Raw genomic sequence first — 21,331 nt, 5'->3', positions numbered from 1 at the left:
ATCGGGTTATGGCAGCAACATGCCGCCAGTCATCACATCCTCATTGAAAAGATATGAGACGGATTCTTCATTGCTGATACGGCGTACCGTTTCAGCCAGCAAACCGGCAATGGTAACTTGACGGATGCGTTCACATTTTTTAGCTGCTTCAGACAACGGAATCGTATCTGTCACAACTACTTGGTCAATTTCGGAAGAAGCAATTCTATTCACTGCTTCGCCAGAGAATACTGCATGGCTGGCGTATGCCAGTACACGATCCGCACCGCGCTCTTTCAGGGCAACAGCCGCTTTACACAAAGTATTTGCCGTATCGATCATATCATCTACGATTAAGCAAGTACGGCCTTGAATATCACCAATAATATTCATCACTTCAGCCACGTTGGCTTTAGGACGACGCTTGTCGATAATAGCCAAATCAGCATTTAAAGATTTAGCAACAGCACGTGCACGTACAACACCACCGATATCAGGGCTGACAACAGTCAGATTGTCGATACGTTGTTGTTTAATATCGTTCAATAAAATCGGGGTAGCATAAATATTATCTACCGGAATATCGAAGAAACCTTGAATTTGATCGGCATGCAAGTCAACAGTCAATACGCGGTCGATACCTGCTGAGTACAACATATTCGCTACCAATTTAGCAGAAATCGGTACACGAACAGAGCGAGGACGGCGATCCTGACGCGCATAGCCAAAGTAAGGAATCGCGGCAGTAATACGACCGGCAGAAGCACGTTTGAGTGCATCGGCCATAGTCAAAATTTCCATCAGGTTGTCATTGGTTGGCGCACAGGTAGGTTGCAAAATAAACACATCGCGACCACGCACATTTTCCAACAGTTCAATGGCTACTTCGCCATCAGAGAATTTGGAAACGGTGGCTTCACCGAGTGAAATATCCAAATGTTTGACAACGCGTTGCGCCAATTCCGGATTTGCATTACCGGTAAACACCATTAAACTGTCATAAGCAGCCATATCTACACCTGATTCTAGATTTGATTTACGCTCAGAAAACATTACGCTTCCCTCTGCCCCATGTCTAAGACACTAATTACGCGATTATACGCGTAAAGACGGGTAAAAAAAAGTTTTTCAGCGTTATTTCGTTCTTAGCGTAAAAAAGCGTGTAAGAGAACTTACACGCTTTTATTTGGCTGGGGAGGAAGGATTCGAACCTTCGCATGCTGGAATCAAAATCCAGTGTCTTAACCGCTTGACGACTCCCCAATAAAGGGTGTTGGCTGGGGAGGAAGGATTCGAACCTTCGCATGCTGGAATCAAAATCCAGTGTCTTAACCGCTTGACGACTCCCCAACAAAGGGTTTGGCTGGGGAGGAAGGATTCGAACCTTCGCATGCTGGAATCAAAATCCAGTGTCTTAACCGCTTGACGACTCCCCAACTTACTAAATCATATGAAACAGCGGATGAATATCTAATCCTTCCACACAATAAGCTTCATATAATTGAGAAACCTGTTGGTAAATTGTATTTGCTTCTTGATGAGATGCACTTGCTATAAACAAACAAGCTCCAGAACCGGTCATTAATGTATAACCATATTGGGATAACTCAACATAAGCCTTCCAAACTTCAGGATATTCCTGAAACACAACCGCCTGCATATCATTTTGAAACGGCTGTAATGATTGGAAAGTCGGCATTATGCTGGGTTTGGAATCACGTGTCAAGCCTTCATGTGCAAAAATTTTAGCTGTTGCCACATGGACGGGGGGCTTAACGATAACATACCATTGTTTAGGGACATCTATTTCAGCCAGCTTCTCGCCTACGCCTTTGGCAAAAGCACTTCTGCCAAAAATAAAAAAAGGAACATCCGCACCAAGACTTACACCTAAATCAATCAGTTGCTGCCTGCTCAAACCACATTGCCACCATCGGTTTAAAACCATTAAGACTGTGGCCGCATCAGAGCTTCCACCGCCCAATCCGCCTCCGGTCGGAATCACTTTATCCAACCAAATTTCAATGCCGTGCGGCACACTTGCATATGGCAGCAATAATTTAGCCGCCCGATAAGTCAAGTCCTGTTCGGGCTCAAGCCCTTCAATCGGCGTATGCAGAATAATCTGCCCATCAGTACGCATTTTCAGATGAACGGTATCGTATAAGCCGATCAAACAGAAAATACTTTCCAAATTATGATAACCATCGCTCCTGCGGCCGGTAATCCTCAAATCCAAATTTAATTTGGCCGGCGCAGGAAAGGCTTGAATTCCCTCTGAAACAGACATGGCATCCTCTATTTGCGTGCTGCGCATCGGGTTTGTCCATTCTTATCCAAAGAGTGATTTACTGTATCGAACACCAAGCGGATATTAAACTTGGCATTCTCAAGTTGAAGCGTTTTCGGCTGTCCTGAACTATTTAAAGTGCGCAATATTGTCCAGTCAAACTGCTTCAGACGGCCATCAGGCAGGATTTTGTATGGCGCATTGGCAACGCGTTTACCATCCGCCCAAATATGCAGATATTGAACCGGCAAAGCAAAGCCTAAAAGCTGTCTGCTCAATTCCTCAGCCGTTTCCGCCTGATAGACCTTACCCTTACTGTCTACTGCCAATACGCCTTCACTGTCTTGACACAGCTGACCTACGGTATTGCCCAACGGTGTATTCACATCAATGGTTTGAACCGCGTTCTGATAAGTCCAGTCGAAATTGGCATAAGAGCCTTTGCCTTCCACTTTGACAGCCAATCGACCGTCTGCGCTAAAATCCTGCACCTGCTCTGCTGCTTGCCAACTGTTTTGTTGAGGTAAGTTTGGCTGCGCACAGGCAGCCAAAAGCAATAAGGCTGCAACCGATGATAATTGTTTTAAATTCATGGATATTCCTTCATAGGCCGTCTGAAATCAAACGCTTTTCAGACGGCCTTTTGGTTTTATTTATGTTTTTGAGTATGCGGTTTACTGGACGTTATACCAAATTTGGACATTGTCTCTTTTAATACTCGGAGATTACTTCCGCGTTTCAAACCATCATTCCAAATTTCTTTGGCCTTGTCTTGATCGTCAAGTGTCCATAGGACTTCGCCCAAATGCGCGGCGACTTCGGCTTCAGGTTCTTTTTCGTAGGCATATTGGATATATGGAAGCGCCATTTGCGCATCGCCTTTAAGATAATAAGCCCAGCCTACACTGTCATTAATTGCTGCGCTTTCCGGATCCATTTGATAGGCCGTCTGAACCATTTTAAACGCTTCCTCCAAATCCTTGCCGTTGGACAACAAGGTATAGCCCAAAGCATTCCAACCGTGCGGATTATCCGGATACAGCTCTACCACACGGCGCAAATCGGCAATCGCCTTGCCTGGCTGATTCAGCTTCTCATACACCATCGAGCGCTGATACAACACATTGGCAAGCAGCTCGGGAGAAGCTTGGGTTTTCAAGGATTTTTCGGTGAAATTTACCAAGCTATTTAAAGCATTCAACGATTCTTGAAGATTAGTATTTTTAGACAATACAAACAAAGCCGTATTCAGCAAATCACTGGCTTCAAAATAACGTCCTCTTTGCTCGGGCATTTTTTGGGCACGTTGCACCAAAGCCCAAGCCTCTTTATGGTTGCCCTGTTTGGCTTCGATGGAAGCAGCCAAAATGGTTTTATCAAACGTATAAGCCGTTGCCGTTACCTTGTCCAGCCATTGTTTGGCTTTGGCAAATTCTTCAGCATCATTATAAGAAACCGCACCAATCAACGCCGCACGGCTGCGCTGCTCCTCCGTACCGGCTTTATAAGCCTTTTCCAGATAGCTGTTTACCGCAGAAATATTTTCCGTCTTGCTGGCTGACAATAAGGCGGCCTGAATATACAAATCAGGGTTGGGATTTTCTTCCAACAAAGTCTGTAAACGCTTAAAAGCCTTATCATTTTGACCATGAGCGATCAAATTGGCGATGTCCAACTCCTGCCAAATCGGAGATAAGGTTTTGGTGTCTGTCTCTTTGAAGAAGCCGTCCAGAATATCAGGATGCCGTTGCGCCATCAGCCGCAGGGTAACAAAAGTAGGCGGCAGAATTTCGTTATCCAACTTGGCCAAGCGCTGTAATGCCGCAATGGCGTATTTCTTTTGACCGTCTTTTGCACTAAAAATTGCATCCGCAATCGCCGCTTCTGGAAAGTCTTTATAATTCAGTGCCGTTTTATGCACCTGTTTGACCGCATCGCTGGTCAGATTCGGCTGTTGGGCTGCGGTTTGTGCCAAAAGCAGGAACACGCGCTTTTGCTCATCTTCACTACCGCCGGCAATCACCTTGTCCAATCCGCTTAAATTCTTATCGGCTTTGCCCAGCAGCAAATTGCGCAACCAAGTCATACGCTTTTGTGTTTCACCAGGCTCCGGCTCGATTTCGCGCCATTTTTGGTAAATAGCTTCAGCCTGTTCAAATGCGTTTAAAGAAACCGCCATCTCCAAAGCCCGCTCGGCCACTTCGGGAGATTTGGTGCGATGCAACGTTAAAATATAAGTAAACAGCGCAGAAGCCGCATCACCCTTTTGCAAGGCCAGTTCTGAATTTAACAAAGTAAAAACCTGCGAAGTGCGGTTTTGTATACCCAACAGACGTATCCGTTCCTGCTCGCGCTCTTCGGGAGAAAAACGGTCAGCACGGCTTTTCTTTTTGATAATCTTAGCCGATTCAAAAACTGTTTTTGAATCGTTGGGCGCGGCAAAAGTTTGTGTAGCAAACAACATCATGACAGCCGCAGCTGCTACTCGAATACGGGATGGGGAAAACAACATAACTATCCTTTTTGAGAACCTGCCGGCATTTTCAGACGGCCTAAGCACTTGCAAAACAGACGCAAAGCTTTATTTATCATTCAGGCATAACTGTAACACACGCACCCTATTTTGTTGACACGGTAACCGTAAACCTTGTGTAATCCTCATCTGCATAAAACGATCAGCGCCAAAAATGAATACCGACCAACTTATCCATTTCCTAACTCAAGCTTCACACTTCAGCAGCCGTATGCAAGCAGAGCGCAATCAATTAGTTACTCCAAAAATGGTTAAAGAAGCAGCCGTTTTGGTCGGCATTGTCTTGCATGAAGGAGCGTGGCAAATTTTACTAACCAAAAGGGCCGAGACCTTAAGGCAGCACACCGGACAAATCGCCTTTGCCGGCGGCCGCAAAGATGCCCAAGACGACAGCCTAACGGCAACGGCGTTAAGAGAAGCTTATGAAGAAACCGCCATTCCGATTACCGCATGGCAGACTTTTGCGCCACTACCCTTTTATGACACGCCTTCCGGCTACCGTGTTACGCCTGTTCCGGTAGTTTGCACACAGCCCATTACCCCAAAAGCCAACCCCGATGAAGTAGCTGAAATTTTTTATCTGCCTTTGGATTTTGCCTTAAACCTGCAAAACTACACATTCCGTCAGCTTCATCACAACAATCAAACCCTCGCCCTCCCAGCCCTGCCTTTCCGACACTACGACATTTGGGGGCTGACAGCAATCATCCTATATGGACTGGCAGAACGTTATCAGCAATATTGCCAAGCTTTTAAATAAGGCAAGGCCGTCTGAAAACCAATATTCAGACGGCCTTATTTGATCAATCCTCTTTACGCTGCTTCTTCATAGCATTCTACAAATTCTCCAAACCATTTCATCTCATCGCGCAGGGCAACCACTTCGCCAATCACCATTAAAGCCGGACGCTCTGCTTCGGCAGCTAACACGCCCAAATCTTTCAGACGGCCTGTCCGCACGGTCTGATTCGGTAAAGTCCCATTGGAAATCACGGCAACGGGCGTAGAAGGCTGCCTACCATAAGTCATCAGCCTTTCCGCAATTTCAGCCGCTTTAAGCGTGCCCATATAGATCACCAGCGTTTGACGGCTTAAAGCCAAAGTCTGCCAATCTGGTTGACTGCCCTCGTGTTTGCTGTGGCCGGTCACAAATAAAGTACTTTGGGCGCAATCGCGATGGGTTAACGGAATACCGGCATAAGCAGTAGCACCAAGTGCAGCAGTAATGCCTGGCACAATGCGGTAGGCAATCCCGGCCTGATGCAGGGTTTGCACTTCCTCCCCGCCGCGCCCGAATACAAAAGGATCGCCGCCTTTCAACCTCACTACGCGCTCGCCTTTTTGAGCGTGCTCAACCAATAGACGGTTGGTTTCTTCCTGCTGAACATGGTGCGCACCGGCGCGTTTGCCCACACTGATTTTCACCGCATCTTTACGCACCATCGCCAAAATCTTATCCGACACCAAAGCATCGTAAAACACCGTATCCGCAGCCTGTATCGCCTGCAAAGCATGTATGGTCAGCAAGCCCGGATCGCCCGGCCCTGCGCCCACCAAAACCACTTCGCCGCCAAACGGCGTTTCCCGGTTTAACTGCGTTATCAATTCACGCTCTGCCGCTTCGATATTGTTTTGAGCCGCAAAAATACTGAAACGGCTGTCGAACAACTTTTCCCAAAAATAACGGCGGCGTTCGACATGATGAATAGTCTGTTTAACCTTTTCGCGCCATTTTCCGGCAATACGCGCCATCGTGCCTGTATGCAGCGGAATCAATGTTTCAATAATCTGCCGCCATTTCCGCGCCAATACAGGCGCATTACCGCCGCTGGATATGGCTATCTTCAACGGCCCCCTATCCACCACGGCAGGCACGATAAACGAACACAAATCCGCCGTATCCACCGTATTGCATAATTTCGTCCGTCGCTCCGCCGCTTCAAAAACACGGCGGTTAAACCCATCATCATCCGTCGCCGCAATAACGAAATACACCTCGTCCAGCATGGCTTCTTCAAACAAGCCGCCCAGCCAAACTATTTTCCCTTCAGCCACCCATTGCTGAAACTGCGGATTCAGAGTTTCCGCAACAACGCGCACGCGCGCTCCGGCAGATAACAGGCTTTCCGCCTTGCGCTCGGCAATCTTGCCCGCGCCTACCAGTAAAACAGGACGGTTTCTCAAATCGGCAAACAAAGGATAATGGCTCATGGTCGTGCTCTTGCTTTATCAATGATTATCCACCGATATTAAAGGCCGTCTGAAAAAATAGGAAAGAATGGTTTCTGATTTTCTTATGGTGTTTGGTTATATACCTGCCACAACAAAATAAGTTATAACGGCAAATACAAAACAGGAGCAGAAAACTTCAAAATAAATGATTGGAAAATTGTGTAACGATATAAAAATTCATTTTTTCACAAATAAATTGCGCCCTCTTCATTTTTCAGACGGCCTTTGCCTGCGTATAATATCGGTCTAATTTACAATTCAAACGAGCTTAGTCCAGACATGACCGAATCCATCCGCCTGCCCGCTTCCACACTCAAGCCTTCTACTGTTGCCCTGCCCGGTTCCAAAAGCATCAGCAACCGTACGCTGCTCTTGGCCGCACTCTCCGACAACGTTTGCGAAATCCATTCTTTGCTCAAATCTGACGATACCGACCGAATGCTTGAAGCACTCGACAAACTCGGCGTGCAAATTGAATCTTTACCTGAAGGCCGTCTGAAAGTTCATGGCACCGGCGGCCGCTTTCCCAACCAAACCGCCGATTTGTTTTTAGGCAACGCCGGTACGGCATTCCGCCCCTTGACTGCCGCGCTTGCCGTTTTGGGTGGCGACTATCATCTGCATGGCGTGCCGCGTATGCACGAACGCCCCATCGGCGATTTGGTGGATGCGCTACGCATTGCAGGTGCAGACGTACAATATCTGGGCAATGAAAACTATCCGCCGCTTCAGATCGGCAAACACCAAGACAACGGCGAGCGCGTTATTCCGATTAAAGGCAATGTTTCCAGCCAATTCCTGACCGCCCTGCTGATGGCTTTGCCCTTGACCGGACAAGCATTTGAAATCCACATGGTAGGCGAGTTGATTTCAAAACCTTATATCGACATCACGCTCAAGCTGATGGCGCAGTTCGGTGTGGACATCATCAATGAAGACTACCGTGTATTTAAAATCCCGGCCGGTGCCCAGTATCATGCGCCCGAACATTTATATGTAGAAGGCGATGCCTCCAGCGCATCTTATTTCTTGGGCGCAGGCCTGATTGCGGGTACACCCATCCGCGTGACCGGCATCGGTGCACATAGCATCCAGGGCGACGTTGCCTTTGCGCGTGAATTGGAAAAAATCGGTGCGGATGTTATTTGGGGCGAAGATTTTGTTGAGATTTCCCGTCCTGCCGAACGCAAGATTCAGGCTTTTGATTTGGATGCCAACCATATTCCAGACGCGGCCATGACCTTGGCCATCGTCGCACTGGCCACCAAACAGCCCTGCACCCTGCGCAATATCGGCTCATGGCGCGTCAAAGAAACCGACCGTATCGCCGCCATGGCAACTGAACTGCGCAAACTGGGTGCAGAAGTTATCGAAGAAGCCGAAGCTATTCATATTACGCCGCCCGAAACACTTACCCCTGATGCCGTCATCGATACTTACGACGACCACCGCATGGCCATGTGTTTCTCGCTGGCTTCACTTTTGGGCGTCCCCGTCATCATCAACGACCCGAAATGTACGCATAAAACTTTCCCCGACTATTTCCAAGTTTTTGCATCATTAACCAACTGATTGATTATTTAATGTTTCAGACGGCCTGTTGCATACAAAAAACACAGGCCGTCTGAAAAATAAAAATAAAACTATACTTTTTCTTAATTTATGCGATAATAGCTAAATAAATTCTTAGCGATTCATATTTCCTTTCGGAGAGAAAACATGTCAGACGAAAAAAGCAAAGCCTTAGCCGCCGCCCTTGCCCAAATCGAAAAAAACTTCGGCAAAGGCTCCATCATGAAAATGGACGGCAGCCAACAGGAAGAAAACCTTGATGTTATTTCCACCGGCTCCCTCGGCGTGGACTTGGCACTCGGCGTTGGCGGTCTGCCCCGCGGCCGCGTGGTTGAAATTTTCGGCCCGGAATCCTCCGGTAAAACCACACTCTGTCTCGAAGCCATTGCCCAATGCCAAAAAAATGGCGGCATCTGCGCATTCATCGATGCCGAGCATGCTTTTGACCCGATTTACGCCCGCAAACTCGGCGTAAAAGTCGAAGAACTCTATCTCTCCCAACCGGATACCGGCGAGCAGGCATTGGAAATCTGCGATACCTTGGTACGCTCAGGCGGTATCGATATGGTCGTTGTCGACTCCGTAGCCGCACTTGTGCCTAAAGCCGAGATCGAAGGCGAAATGGGCGACAGCCACGTCGGCCTGCAAGCCCGCCTGATGAGCCAAGCCCTGCGCAAACTGACCGGCCACATCAAACGCACCAATACATTGGTTGTTTTCATTAACCAAATCCGTATGAAAATCGGCGTGATGTTCGGCAGCCCTGAAACCACGACCGGCGGTAACGCGCTCAAATTCTACGCCTCCGTCCGCCTCGACATCCGCCGTACCGGTCAGATTAAAAAAGGCGATGACGTTATTGGTAACGAAACCAAAGTCAAAGTTATCAAAAACAAAGTTGCACCTCCATTCCGTCAAGCCGAATTTGATATTCTTTACGGCGAAGGCATCAGCTGGGAAGGCGAATTGATCGACTTGGGCGTCAAACATGACATCATTGAAAAATCCGGTGCATGGTACAGCTACAACGGCGCAAAAATCGGCCAAGGTAAAGACAATGTACGCGTTTGGCTGAAAGAAAATCCTGATATCGCCAACGAAATTGATGCCAAAATCCGTGCGGCAGTCGGTATCAATATGGATATTACCGAAGGCAAATTGGACGATACCGACGGCGAACGTCCTGAGGAATAAGTCTGTTTGAAATAAAAGGTTAAAAAGACCAAATAAAGGCCGTCTGAAATTCGTTCATTAATCGGATTTCAGACGGCCTTTTATTCAATACTGCTTAAAGCCCCAATGCTTGGGCGTGAAACTCGATATGCGAATCGATAAAGCTGGCAATAAAGAAATAGTCATGCCCATAGCCCGGACGTACTTTATATTGGATATTGAAACCTTTTTCGCGTGCTGAGCGGACAAATCCTTCCGGTTGCAGAACTTCAGGATACAAAGCAACTTCACTGCCGACATCAATCAAAACAGGCAATTTATGCGAGGCGGTCTGAAGCAGCTCTATACTGTCATAGCGTTTCCATGTTTCCATGTTTTGGCCCAAATAAGCTGACAACGCCTGTCTGCCACCTTCCGTATCGATAGGATGACATAAAGGTGCAAAAGCGGAAACCGCAGCATATCGGCCGGGATGCTTCAAAGCCAACTGCAGCGCGCCATGCCCGCCCATGCTGAAACCCGCAATGCTGCGCTCTTTCGTTACCGGGAAATTATGCTCGATCAAATCAGGCAATTCTTGGCTGATATAGTTTTCCATTTGATAATGCTGAGCCCAAGGTGCTTCAGTTGCGTTAACATAAAATCCGGCACCCTGTCCAAGATAATGTTCCTCACTGTCGGCAACGTGCTGACCGCGTGGCGAGGTATCCGGAAAAACCACAATAATATTCCATTGCGCCGCAAAACGTTGAATTCCGCTTTGCCGAACCAATTCAAAACCATCACTATTTAAGCCGGAAAGAAAATATAAAACAGGCGCAGGATAGCCTTTTAAGACTTGTGGCGGCAGATAGGCATCAAATACCATATCCGTCCGGCAGGTTTGAGAAAAATGACGGTAGCGTTCCTGATACCCGTTAAACATCTTTCTACGTTCCAGCAAATGCAATTCTGAATTTTTCATTTTATTCCTTGTAAGGAAACAGCAATAAGCAAAATGTTAGCGCAAAACCTGTCCATCGTGTTGTTGCCCCATCTTTTTAAGGCAACCAAATCTGCTTTAAACAAGGCTTGCCAATCATGCGAAATCATTACGCCGACGGCATTTAAAATCTATACACAATCTCTGTGGATAAATCTGTTGATAAGCTTTGGGTAATCGTAAAATTTTCTTTAGGAACAAACTAAGTCTTAAATTGACTAAAATTTAATCAAATAAAACACAATAAAATCAAATAGTTATATTTATAAGATTTTACTATAATCATACAGTGAAAATTTATAGGTAAAACAAGGTTATGCGGCTTTGTGCATAAATTAGGGTTGACATCCCTAAAAATCGCCCCGAATCAAAAGCTCTGTAAAACAACGGCCGATTTCATCAGATGCCATTCAAAAGACACGCGGCCACACATTTTGCGTTACAATACGCACTTATTTTTAAGAAAGAAAAATACGCCATGAAAGCCTCCCAGTTCTTCATTTCTACCCTTAAAGAAGCCCCTGCCGAAGCCGCACTTGCCAGCCACAAGCTGATGATTCGTGCCGGCCTGATCAAAGCCAATGCATCCGGTCTTTATACTTGGATGCCGATGGGTCTGCGCGTATTGCGCAAAGTTGAAAATATCGTGCGCGAAGAAATGGCCCGCGCGGGTAGCGTGGAGCTGCTGATGCCGGTGGTACAACCTGCCGAACTGTGGCAGGAATCCGGCCGCTGGGAGTTTTACGGTAAAGAACTGCTGCGCCTGAAAGACCGTCATGACCGCGATTTCTGCATGGGCCCGACTTGTGAAGAAGTCATTGCCGACATCGTGCGCAAAGAAGTCAACAGCTACAAACAACTGCCGAAAAACTTTTATCACATCCAAACCAAATTCCGCGATGAAGTGCGTCCGCGCTTCGGTGTGATGCGCGCGCGCGAGTTCGTCATGAAAGACGCTTATTCCTTCCATGCCGACTATGCCTCGCTTCAGACGACCTATCAGGATATGTACGACGCTTACTGCCGTATCTTTACCCGTCTGGGCTTGGAATTCCGCCCCGTCGCCGCAGACACCGGCAGCATCGGTGGTACCGGCTCTCACGAATTCCAAGTATTGGCTGAAAGCGGCGAAGACGTTATCGCATACAGCGATACTTCCGATTACGCCGCCAATATCGAATTGGCACCCACCTTGCCGCTCAAAGGCGAACGCGCCGCTGCTCAGGCCGAGTTGACCAAAGTACATACACCAAATGTCAAAACCATTGAGTCTTTGGTTGAATTCCTCAATATTCCGGTTGAACAAACCCTCAAATCCATCGTGGTTGAAGGCGAAAACGAAGGCGAACTCGTCCTGCTGCTGTTGCGTGGCGACCATGAGTTTAACGACATCAAGGCAGAAAAACTGGCCGGCGTGAAATCGCCACTGACCATGGCAAGCCCTGCCGCGATTATTGAACAGTTCGGCGCAAACGGCGGCTCTCTCGGCCCTGTCAACTTCAAAGGCAAAGTCTATGCCGATTTCGCCACCGAAAAAGGCGCAGACTGGGTTATCGGCGCGAACGAAGACGAATACCACTATACCGGCTTCAACTTCGGCCGAGATGCTGCTGAGCCTGAATTTGTCGATTTGCGCAATGTCATCGAAGGCGACATCAGCCCTGACGAACAAGGCCGTCTGAAACTGGCGCGCGGGATTGAAGTCGGCCACGTTTTCCAATTACGCGACAAATATACCCAAGCCATGAATGTCAGCTTCTTGGACAATAACGGCAAATCCCAAATCATGGAAATGGGCTGCTACGGTATCGGTATTACCCGCGTTGTTGCTGCCGCCATCGAACAAAACAACGACGAAAAAGGCATTGTTTGGACCAAAGCAATGGCGCCGTTTGAAGTCGTTATCGTACCGATGAACTACAAAAAATCTGAAGCCGTACGCGAAGCCGCCGACAAAATCTATGCCGAGCTTCTAGCTGTCGGTGCGGATGTATTGCTGGATGACCGCGACGAACGTGCGGGCGTATTGCTGAATGACTCCGAGCTGTTGGGTATTCCTCACCGCATCGTAATCGGCGATCGCGCCTTAAAAGAAGGCAATGTCGAATATGCCGAACGCCGTGACAATCAGGCCCAAGCCGTTGCAGTATCAGAAGTTGTTGCCAAGGTTCTGGCCGCATTGAACGCTTAAGTTTTTTTCAATCATGAAAAGGCCGTCTGAAACTGATTATTTCGTTTCAGACGGCCTTTTTCTATTTTCTGTTTTAATAAATAATGTTTTTTCCGTAGCTCTCTAATATTTCTTTGATTTTCAAGATGGTTTCTTTAGGCGGCGGATGTACGCCTTTTAACTTGTATTCGTCGCCGCACAAAGCCCATTTATGTGCGCCCAATTCGTGATACGGCAAAAGCTCTACCATTTCTACATTATCCATATCACCGATAAACTCGCCCAATAAATGCGCTGACCGCTCATCATCGGTATAACCGGGAACAACCACATAGCGCACCCGCGTCGGCTGATTGCGTTCGGCAAGATAGCGCGCAAATTTCAGCGTTTTGGTATTTGGAATACCGACAAGCACTTTATGAATTTCAGGATCGATTTGTTTTAAGTCGAGCATGACCAAATTGGTATGATCTAGCAAATCATCCAAAATCGAATCATAGTGCAAAGCATAGCCATTACTGTCGAGACAGGTATGGATATCGTGTTCCCAGCAGGCCGTAAACCAATCGCGTACAAACTCATATTGCAATAACGGCTCGCCGCCGGTTGCTGTTACACCTCCGCCTGTCGCACGCAGATAATGACGATAGGTCATGACCTGCTTCATCACGGTTGCCACATCCAATTCCTGCGCCTGCTCGGTATGCAAATCCCAAGTATCGCGATTATGGCAATACAGGCAGCGCATCAGGCAACCTTGCAAAAAAAGCACGTAGCGCAAACCCGGACCATCGACAGCGCCGCAAGATTCAATCGAATGAATAATGCCTTTGCCGTTATAGTGACGGTGGCCAAGGTCTTTCAGTTCCGGCTCGGGGGTAATGGCAAAAGTCGTGGACATAGTGTTCGGCTCAAAAATGTTTTTGCTTATATAGATTGTACGATAATAAAGGCCGTCTGAACATTTCAGACGGCCTCGGAGCTTTGTTTCAAAACAAACCAAACGCAAATTTAGCTTCTGGTTCGTTTCGCCACCCGATTACATGGTTTCTGTGAACGTACGGGTAATCACATCAAGCTGTTGTTCGCGGGTCAGCGAGTTGAAGCGAACCGCATAACCGGACACACGAATGGTCAACTGCGGATATTTCTCCGGATTGTGCATTGCATCTTCCAAAGTCTCGCGATTCAATACGTTGACGTTCAAGTGTTGACCGCCTTCCAAAATACCATCTTCATGGTGGAAATAACCGTCCATCAAACCGGCAAGGTTGCGTTCGCGAGAATGCTCGTCTTTACCCAACGCGCCAGGAATAATGGAGAAGGTATAAGAAATACCGTCTTTAGCAAACTCAAATGGCAGTTTGGCTACGGAAGTCAATGAAGCGACTGCACCGTTGACGTCACGGCCGTGCATTGGGTTTGCACCCGGACCAAACGGAGCACCTGCACGGCGACCGTCTGGAGTATTACCGGTTTTCTTACCGTAAACAACGTTGGAAGTAATGGTCAGTACGGACTGAGTCGGAGTGGCGTTGCGGTAAGTTTTGTGGGTTGCCACTTTTTTCATGAAGCGTTCAACCAAATCGCAGGCGATATCGTCAACGCGGTCATCGTTGTTACCAAATTGTGGGTATTCGCCTTCGATTTCAAAGTCAACAGCAATACCGTTTTCATCGCGAATCGGTTTCACTTTGGCGTACTTAATGGCGGACAATGAGTCGGCAGCCACAGACAAACCGGCAATACCGCAAGCCATCGTACGTTTCACGTCACGGTCATGCAACGCCATCAACGCAGCTTCGTAGCTGTATTTATCGTGCATGTAGTGAATGATGTTCAAGGCAGTAACGTATTGGGTTGCCAACCAATCCATGAATTTGTCCATGCGCGCAAAGACAGTGTCGTAGTCCAAGACTTCGTCCATAATCGGCTCGGTTTTCGGACCAACTTGCTCTTTAGATTTTTCATCCACGCCGCCGTTGATTGCGTATAGTAGAGTTTTAGCCAAGTTAGCACGTGCGCCGAAGAACTGCATTTGTTTGCCAACCACCATCGGGCTGACGCAGCAGGCAATGGCGTAGTCATCGCTGTTGAAGTCAGGACGCATCAAATCGTCGTTTTCATATTGGATGGACGAAGTATCAATGGATACTTTGGCGCAGAATTCTTTAAAGCCTTGCGGCAGTTGTTCTGACCACAATACAGTGATGTTTGGCTCAGGAGACGGGCCCATGTTGTACAGGGTGTGCAACACGCGGAAGTTGGTGCGTGTTACCAAGGTACGACCGTCCAAGCCCATACCACCGATAGATTCGGTTGCCCAAATCGGGTCGCCGGAGAAGAGTTGATCGTATTCCGGAGTGCGCAGGAAACGAACCATACGCAGTTTCATCACCAAGTGGTCAATGAATTCTTGCGCTTGGGTTTCGGTAATCACACCGTTTTTCAGGTCACGGTCGATATAAATATCCAAGAACGAAGACACACGGCCGAAGGACATCGCTGCGCCGTTTTGAGATTTAACGGCGGCAAGGTAGGCAAAGTAAGTCCATTGGATGGCTTCTTGTGCATTTTTTGCAGGGCCGGAAATGTCGTAGCCGTAAGAAGCCGCCATTTCTTTCATTTGACCCAAGGCTTTGTATTGTTCGTTGATTTCTTCGCGACGGCGGATGACTTCTTCCAAGTCCACACCGTTTTCCAAATCGGCTTGCAGTGAGTTGAACTGGTTGAGTTTGTCTTTCATCAAGAAGTCGATACCGTACAATGCCACGCGGCGGTAGTCGCCGATAATACGGCCGCGACCATAAGCATCCGGCAGGCCGGTAATCACACCTGATTTACGGCAGCGGCGGATGTCGGGCGTATAAACGTCAAATACGCCTTGGTTGTGGGTTTTGCGGTATTTGGTGAAAATTTCGCTGACTTCGGGATTCAATTCAACGTTGTACACTTTGCACGCGTCTTGCACCATTTTCAAACCGCCAAACGGCATGATAGAGCGTTTCAAAGGCTCGTCTGTTTGCAGGCCGACGATGGTTTCCAAATTTTTGTCGATATAGCCCGGAGCATGGCTGGTAATACCGGAGACGATTTGCGCGTCGATTTTATACGGCTCGTGCGTACGGTTTTCAACCTTGATGCCTTCCATCACTTCCGCCCACAGCTTGGTTGTGGCTTCGGTTGCTGGTGCCAAGAAAGAGGCATCACCTTCATATGGCGTGTAGTTTTTTTGAATAAAATCGCGGACATCTACGTTGGTTTCCCAGTTACCACCGACAAAACCTTCCCAAGCGGCAGGACGTTGCTGAACATCATTTGACATATCAAGCTCCTAATTTTATTGAAAATATAGACTGTAAATTTTCTGAAAGGATAGCACTAATACCCATTTATTTACAGGGATTTTCTTGAAATAAAATTACAGACTAGCCTTTTCTTGATTTACGTCAATGAGAATAATTGTTACTTGGTACTACATCTCACTTTCCAAACATTTGTACTTCAAAACGGCGTAAAATACAAAATTCAGCCCTGAAGACAGACGTCTTTCAGGGCTGATTTTTTATTGCATTGCATATATAAAGGCCGTCTGAAACATTCAGACAGCCTTTATTCACTTCTTCAATTAAGCAAACGGATGATGCAAAACGATGGTTTCTTCACGGTCAGGACCGGTTGAAACAATGGCCACAGGCGCACCGCACACTTCTTCAATACGTTTCAGGTAAGCTTTAGCGTTTTCAGGCAGCTTATCGTACTCTTTCACGCCGAAAGTCGACTCGCTCCAACCCGGCATGGTTTCGTAAATCGGTTTGCAGGTTTCTACCGCATCAGAGCCGCAAGGCAGAATGTCGGTTTTGCTGCCATCAGGCAATTCATAACCTACGCAGATATTGATGTTTTCAATACCGTCCATCACATCCAGCTTGGTGATGCACATGCCGGAAATGCCGTTAACTTGAATAGAGCGTTTCAGAGCAGCCGCATCAAACCAGCCACAACGACGCGCACGACCGGTTACGGAGCCGAATTCATGGCCGCGTTCAGCCAAACCTGCGCCCACTTCGTCAAACAATTCAGTCGGGAATGGACCGGAACCTACGCGGGTAGTATAGGCTTTAACGATACCCAAAACATAATCCAGCATTTGCGGACCTACGCCTGCACCGGCAGAAGCGGCACCAGCCAAGCAGTTGGAGGAAGTGACAAACGGATAAGTACCGTAGTCGATGTCCAGCAACGTACCTTGCGCGCCTTCAAACAACAGGCTTTCGCCTTTGCGGTTTTTCTCGTTCAAAACACGGGAAACATCGGTAATCATCGGCGTAATGCGCGGTGCAACTTTTTCAATGACCGCCATCACGTCTTCAACTTTTACCGGCTCGGCATTGTGCAGGTGTTGCAACTGGACATTGTAATAAGCCAAAACAGCTTCCAGTTTCTCAACCAGTTTTTCAGGGTGCAACAAGTCCACCACGCGAATCGCGCGACGGGCAACTTTATCTTCATAGGCTGGGCCGATGCCGCGACCGGTTGTACCAATTTTGCTTTTACCGCGGGAAGCTTCGCGTGCTTGGTCAAGCGCAATGTGGTAAGGCAGAATCAATGGGCAGGTCGGCGCAATTTTCAGACGGCCTTCAACGTTTTTCACACCGGCAGCATTCAATTCGTCGATTTCACCCAACAATGCTTCAGGAGAAACTACAACACCTGAGCCGATGAAGCAGTCCAAAGTCTCATGCAAAATGCCGCTTGGAATCAGGCGCAAAATGGTTTTTTTACCACCGACGACCAATGTATGGCCGGCATTGTGGCCGCCTTGGAAACGTACAACACCGCTGGTTTCTTCTGCCAGCCAGTCAACAATCTTACCTTTGCCTTCATCACCCCATTGGGCACCGATTACGACAACATTTTTAGCCATAGCTATCTAACCTTATTTCAGATACAAAATTTCAAAATAAAACTCAATCGTTCAAATCGATTACTTTCCAAACGCCGTCCACTTGTTTCAGACGGCCTGTAACCTCTTCCGAACCGTTATAGCCGATACCGTAATCGATAACGACACATTGTCCTTGTTCGCGCAAAGCATCTACCGCTTCTTGAGCTGCAGGCATGTCTTTTACATCGACAGCCACCACGGATTCCCGTCCGATAGCAGGAAGGCGGCCGATGAAGCTGCGCAAATCAAAACTGAATCCGGCTGCAGGACGCGCTCGTCCGAAGTATCCGCCCAATCCGTCATAACGGCCGCCGCGTGCCACGGCATCATGACGGTTTGAACCATAAGCCGCGTAAAGCAAACCGGTATGGTAATTGTCAACGCGCAGTTCCGACAAATCGATATGCACTTTTTGATTTGGGAACGCATCGCATACTGCCTGCAATTCATCCAAGGCCGCACTGACTGCGGACAATTCCGGTAATTTCTCTCTAGCCACAGTCAGCACTTCACGACCACCGTACAGTCGGGGCAACAATGAAAACGCTTTTGCCCACATGCCATCAAGTTTCCACTCTTTGACCAACTGGCTGACGGCTTCGGCATCCTTGTCCTGCATCGATGACAGCAGGATTGCCGATTGCTGCTCATCTAAATGCGCGGCATTTGCTAAAGCACGGAATACGCCGATATGGCCCAACGAAAGCAAAACTTCGCCCATGTCGGCAATCTTCATGCTTTTCAGCATCAAATCAATCAATTCAATATCCGCTTCAATGCCTTCCAAGCCATACATTTCCGCACCGGCCTGCAAAGGCTCGCGCATATTGAGCAATCCGTCAGGCCGCGCATGAAGCACCGAACCGGCATAGCATAAACGGTTGATGCCTTGATTGGCAGAAAGCAAGTGGGCATCAATACGCGCCACCTGCGGCGTAATATCCGCACGGATACCGAGCTGACGGCCGCTGAGCTGATCAACGACCAAAATGGTTTTCAAAGACAAACCGGCATCGATATGCGTCAATAAGGAATGGCTGTATTCCATCAATGGCGGTTGCACTAATTCATAACCATGCACGCGGAACAAAGCCAACAGCCGCTCACGGGCGCTTTCCAGTTGTCGGGCATTGGTCGGTAACACGTCGGCAACGTGTTCAGGAAGCTGCCAAGACTTCATGAGAATCTACCTCTGTTTTTTTTGTAAACATAAAGGGCTGCTTAAATTTAAAACCAAATCAGCCTGACGACTGAAATTTTCCTGAATGCATCAACGGCAAATCCGATGCGGCTTCAACAAAACTGATTTTAAATTTAAACAGCCCCTGAGTAACGGCTTCAAACCGTCGAGTTATTAAAATCAGACTTTACCATATTAAAACGAATTTTGCACCCTGTTTACAGAGAGCGTAAAAAAACATTAAAAACAAAGGCCGTCTGAAAACCAAATGCATAGCTGCATCATTTTCAGACGGCCTTAATTCATGTCTGAACAACCCGACGCTTAGCGCCAGTAACGCCACCAAGGCATATCGTCAGATCGCCATTCGTGTTGCAAGAACGGGCTTTGCGGGAAGTTGGTTTCCAAAACACGGCGTGTATCGGCAGCAAGTTGCGGCTTGTCCAGTTTTTTGTATGCCAATTCCATCATCGCCAAAGCTTCTTCGACGTAACGGGTATTTTGGTAACGGCTGACGATTTTTTGCGCACGGTTGGCCGCTGCGACATAAGCACCGCGTTTCATGTAATAACGTGCCACAGATATCTCGTTACCACCCAAAGCGTCCACCAGCTTGGCCATACGCTCGGTTGCATCGGCAGCGTATTTGCTGTTTGGATAACGTTGAACCAACTCGGCAAACGCCTGATAAGCATCGCGGTTGGCTTTCGGGTCGCGGTCGGACCAGTCTTGGGAAGCCAGCTTGTTCAAGAAAGACTGGTCTTCGTTAAACAGGACCAAACCTTTCAAGTACAGCGCGTAGTCCATATTCGGATGTTGCGGATGATGGCGTTGGAAGCGCGCAATGGCAGCCAAGGCTTTTTCCGGCTCATCGTCTTTATAATAGGCATACGCCGTATCCAACTGGGACTGCTGGGCATAGCGGCCGTTTGGAAAACGGGACTCTAAAATTTCGTATAACTTGACAGCTCGCGTATAATTGTTGCTGTTCAATTCGTCTTGCGCTTCGGCATAAAGCTTTTCCACACTCCAATCTTGAGTAATTTGGGCGTCTTTATCGATTGTGCCTTTATTTGCGCAGGCACTCAGTGCCAAACCTAAAGAAACTACTAAAAGAATTTTTTTCATGCAGAATACTTCCTTTGATAACGAAGCCGATTATAGCGATGATTTAGACTTTCCGTCATCCCCTGAAACAGAAAGTTGTGTTAATTTGACCGTTCCGCTCGAAATGGCGGGCGGAAGGCTGGATGCCGTATTGGCCAAACTCATGCCCGACTACTCGCGCAGCCGCCTGAGTTCGTGGATTAAAGAGGGTGCGGTCATTGTAAACGATAAGCCCGCACAACCCAAAGATAAAATGATAGGCGGTGAATTGATTGCCGTTACGGTACGTCCGAGCGAAGAAAACCTCGCATTCACGCCCGAACCGATAGATTTGGACATTATTTATGAAGACGATACCGTCATCGTCATCAACAAACCGGCCGGGTTAGTCGTCCATCCTGCCGCAGGCAACTGGAGCGGCACCCTGCTCAACGGCCTGTTGGCACACTGTCCTGAATTAAGCCAAGTGCCGCGTGCGGGCATCGTACACCGTTTGGACAAAGAAACCAGCGGCCTGATGGTGGTCGCCAAGACCTTGCCAGCTCAAAACTCACTGGTTCAACAGCTGCAAGAGCGCACAGTCAAACGCATTTACCGCGCAGTCGCCAACGGCATTGTTCCTTTTGACGGCAAAATCGAAACCAAAATCGGCCGCGACCCACACAACCGCCTGAAAATGGCAGTCGTCAAATTCGGCGGCAAACCCGCCGTTACCCACGTCAAAGTGTTGGAACGTTATCTGGCACACAGCTACATCGAATGCTCGCTCGAAACCGGCCGCACGCACCAAATCCGCGTTCATATGCGCGAAGCCAACCATCCGCTGGCCGCCGATCCTGTTTACGGCAACCTGCGCCATCCATGCAGCGATGCGGTTAAAGAAGCCATCAAAGCCCTTGGTGCGCGCCAAGCCCTGCACGCCTACCGCTTGAGCTTTGTACACCCGAAAACCGGCGAAACCGTTTCCTTTGAAGCGCCTATACCTGACGATATGTACCACCTGCTCTCCGTCCTACGTCTGGAAGCCGGTTTGGATTCGTCCCTAAGCAACGAGGAAGAATGGCAAGAGAAATTCGGCATGGACGATGACAATGATTGGAATGAAGACGACTACGATGTCGAAGTCGTTTATGTAAGGGATTAAACCCATTTTTCAGACGGCCTA

General features: G+C 48.0%; 16 protein-coding genes and 3 tRNA genes. 5 read left to right on the top strand and 14 right to left on the bottom strand.

The window, feature by feature from the left end:
- Positions 1-6 precede the first annotated feature (6 nt).
- The 7 genes from HMPREF2560_RS04905 to HMPREF2560_RS04875 all read right to left on the bottom strand — a co-directional run bounded on the left by HMPREF2560_RS04905 (position 7) and on the right by HMPREF2560_RS04875 (position 4,781).
- On the bottom strand, positions 7-990 hold the full coding sequence (locus HMPREF2560_RS04905; RefSeq protein ID WP_101755247.1) for a ribose-phosphate pyrophosphokinase: 984 nt from the start codon (positions 988-990) through the stop codon (positions 7-9).
- 176 nt (positions 991-1,166) lie between these two features.
- Positions 1,167-1,242 (bottom strand) — tRNA-Gln (locus HMPREF2560_RS04900).
- An 11-nt stretch (positions 1,243-1,253) separates the two neighbouring features.
- Positions 1,254-1,329: transfer RNA gene (locus tag HMPREF2560_RS04895), tRNA-Gln, on the bottom strand.
- A 10-nt stretch (positions 1,330-1,339) separates the two neighbouring features.
- A tRNA-Gln gene (locus HMPREF2560_RS04890) sits at positions 1,340-1,415 on the bottom strand.
- 5 nt (positions 1,416-1,420) lie between these two features.
- Positions 1,421-2,269, bottom strand: a complete 849-nt coding sequence (ispE, locus tag HMPREF2560_RS04885; RefSeq protein ID WP_070873761.1) for a 4-(cytidine 5'-diphospho)-2-C-methyl-D-erythritol kinase — start codon at positions 2,267-2,269, stop codon at positions 1,421-1,423.
- Between the two features lie 8 nt (positions 2,270-2,277).
- Positions 2,278-2,862, bottom strand: coding sequence for a lipoprotein insertase outer membrane protein LolB (gene lolB, locus HMPREF2560_RS04880; protein WP_070873753.1), 585 nt, complete (start codon positions 2,860-2,862; stop codon positions 2,278-2,280).
- A gap of 56 nt (positions 2,863-2,918) precedes the next feature.
- Positions 2,919-4,781, bottom strand: a complete 1,863-nt coding sequence (locus HMPREF2560_RS04875; RefSeq protein ID WP_070873752.1) for a tetratricopeptide repeat protein — start codon at positions 4,779-4,781, stop codon at positions 2,919-2,921.
- A 175-nt stretch (positions 4,782-4,956) separates the two neighbouring features.
- On the opposite strand from HMPREF2560_RS04875, the gene HMPREF2560_RS04870 reads away from it, so the two are divergent.
- On the top strand, positions 4,957-5,562 hold the full coding sequence (locus HMPREF2560_RS04870; protein WP_070873751.1) for a CoA pyrophosphatase: 606 nt from the start codon (positions 4,957-4,959) through the stop codon (positions 5,560-5,562).
- Positions 5,563-5,615: 53 nt separating this feature from the next.
- Here HMPREF2560_RS04870 and cysG read toward each other — a convergent pair whose 3' ends face one another.
- Positions 5,616-7,013 carry a siroheme synthase CysG gene (cysG, locus tag HMPREF2560_RS04865; protein ID WP_070873750.1) on the bottom strand — a complete coding sequence of 466 codons (1,398 nt, stop codon included), beginning with the start codon at positions 7,011-7,013 and terminating at the stop codon, positions 5,616-5,618.
- A 300-nt stretch (positions 7,014-7,313) separates the two neighbouring features.
- On the opposite strand from cysG, the gene aroA reads away from it, so the two are divergent.
- Together aroA and recA are read left to right on the top strand one after the other, a co-directional pair.
- Positions 7,314-8,606, top strand: coding sequence for a 3-phosphoshikimate 1-carboxyvinyltransferase (gene aroA, locus HMPREF2560_RS04860; RefSeq protein WP_070873749.1), 1,293 nt, complete (start codon positions 7,314-7,316; stop codon positions 8,604-8,606).
- Positions 8,607-8,753: 147 nt separating this feature from the next.
- Positions 8,754-9,800, top strand: a complete 1,047-nt coding sequence (recA, locus tag HMPREF2560_RS04855) for a recombinase RecA (RefSeq protein WP_070873748.1) — start codon at positions 8,754-8,756, stop codon at positions 9,798-9,800.
- A gap of 94 nt (positions 9,801-9,894) precedes the next feature.
- Here the strand turns inward: recA and fghA are convergent, their stop codons facing one another.
- Complete coding sequence (gene fghA, locus HMPREF2560_RS04850; RefSeq protein ID WP_070873747.1) at positions 9,895-10,743, bottom strand: S-formylglutathione hydrolase; 849 nt, start codon at positions 10,741-10,743, stop codon at positions 9,895-9,897.
- A 496-nt stretch (positions 10,744-11,239) separates the two neighbouring features.
- On the opposite strand from fghA, the gene HMPREF2560_RS04845 reads away from it, so the two are divergent.
- Positions 11,240-12,952, top strand: coding sequence for a proline--tRNA ligase (locus tag HMPREF2560_RS04845; RefSeq protein WP_070609024.1), 1,713 nt, complete (start codon positions 11,240-11,242; stop codon positions 12,950-12,952).
- A 73-nt stretch (positions 12,953-13,025) separates the two neighbouring features.
- Here the strand turns inward: HMPREF2560_RS04845 and pflA are convergent, their stop codons facing one another.
- From pflA to HMPREF2560_RS04820, 5 genes are all read right to left on the bottom strand, one after another.
- Complete coding sequence (gene pflA / locus HMPREF2560_RS04840; protein WP_070608843.1) at positions 13,026-13,832, bottom strand: pyruvate formate lyase 1-activating protein; 807 nt, start codon at positions 13,830-13,832, stop codon at positions 13,026-13,028.
- Between the two features lie 138 nt (positions 13,833-13,970).
- On the bottom strand, positions 13,971-16,256 hold the full coding sequence (gene pflB, locus HMPREF2560_RS04835; protein ID WP_070608841.1) for a formate C-acetyltransferase: 2,286 nt from the start codon (positions 16,254-16,256) through the stop codon (positions 13,971-13,973).
- Positions 16,257-16,559: 303 nt separating this feature from the next.
- Positions 16,560-17,858: an adenylosuccinate synthase gene (locus HMPREF2560_RS04830; RefSeq protein WP_070585699.1), complete on the bottom strand. Its 1,299-nt coding sequence runs from the start codon at positions 17,856-17,858 to the stop codon at positions 16,560-16,562.
- Between the two features lie 43 nt (positions 17,859-17,901).
- Positions 17,902-19,059, bottom strand: coding sequence for an ATP phosphoribosyltransferase regulatory subunit (locus HMPREF2560_RS04825; RefSeq protein WP_070608839.1), 1,158 nt, complete (start codon positions 19,057-19,059; stop codon positions 17,902-17,904).
- Between the two features lie 324 nt (positions 19,060-19,383).
- Positions 19,384-20,187, bottom strand: coding sequence for an outer membrane protein assembly factor BamD (locus HMPREF2560_RS04820; protein WP_003680807.1), 804 nt, complete (start codon positions 20,185-20,187; stop codon positions 19,384-19,386).
- On the opposite strand from HMPREF2560_RS04820, the gene rluD reads away from it, so the two are divergent.
- A complete protein-coding gene (gene rluD / locus HMPREF2560_RS04815) occupies positions 20,186-21,310 on the top strand; it encodes a 23S rRNA pseudouridine(1911/1915/1917) synthase RluD (protein ID WP_070608837.1) in 1,125 nt (374 codons plus the stop codon). The genes HMPREF2560_RS04820 and rluD overlap by 2 nt on opposite strands.
- The last annotated feature ends 21 nt before the right edge of the window (positions 21,311-21,331 follow it).

The sequence above is a fragment of the Neisseria sp. HMSC078H04 genome (genome assembly GCF_001838135.1).
Taxonomy (GTDB): Bacteria; Pseudomonadota; Gammaproteobacteria; order Burkholderiales; family Neisseriaceae; genus Neisseria.
Note: the sequence above shows the minus strand (reverse complement) of the source record. Positions and strands in the feature narration are given on the sequence as shown.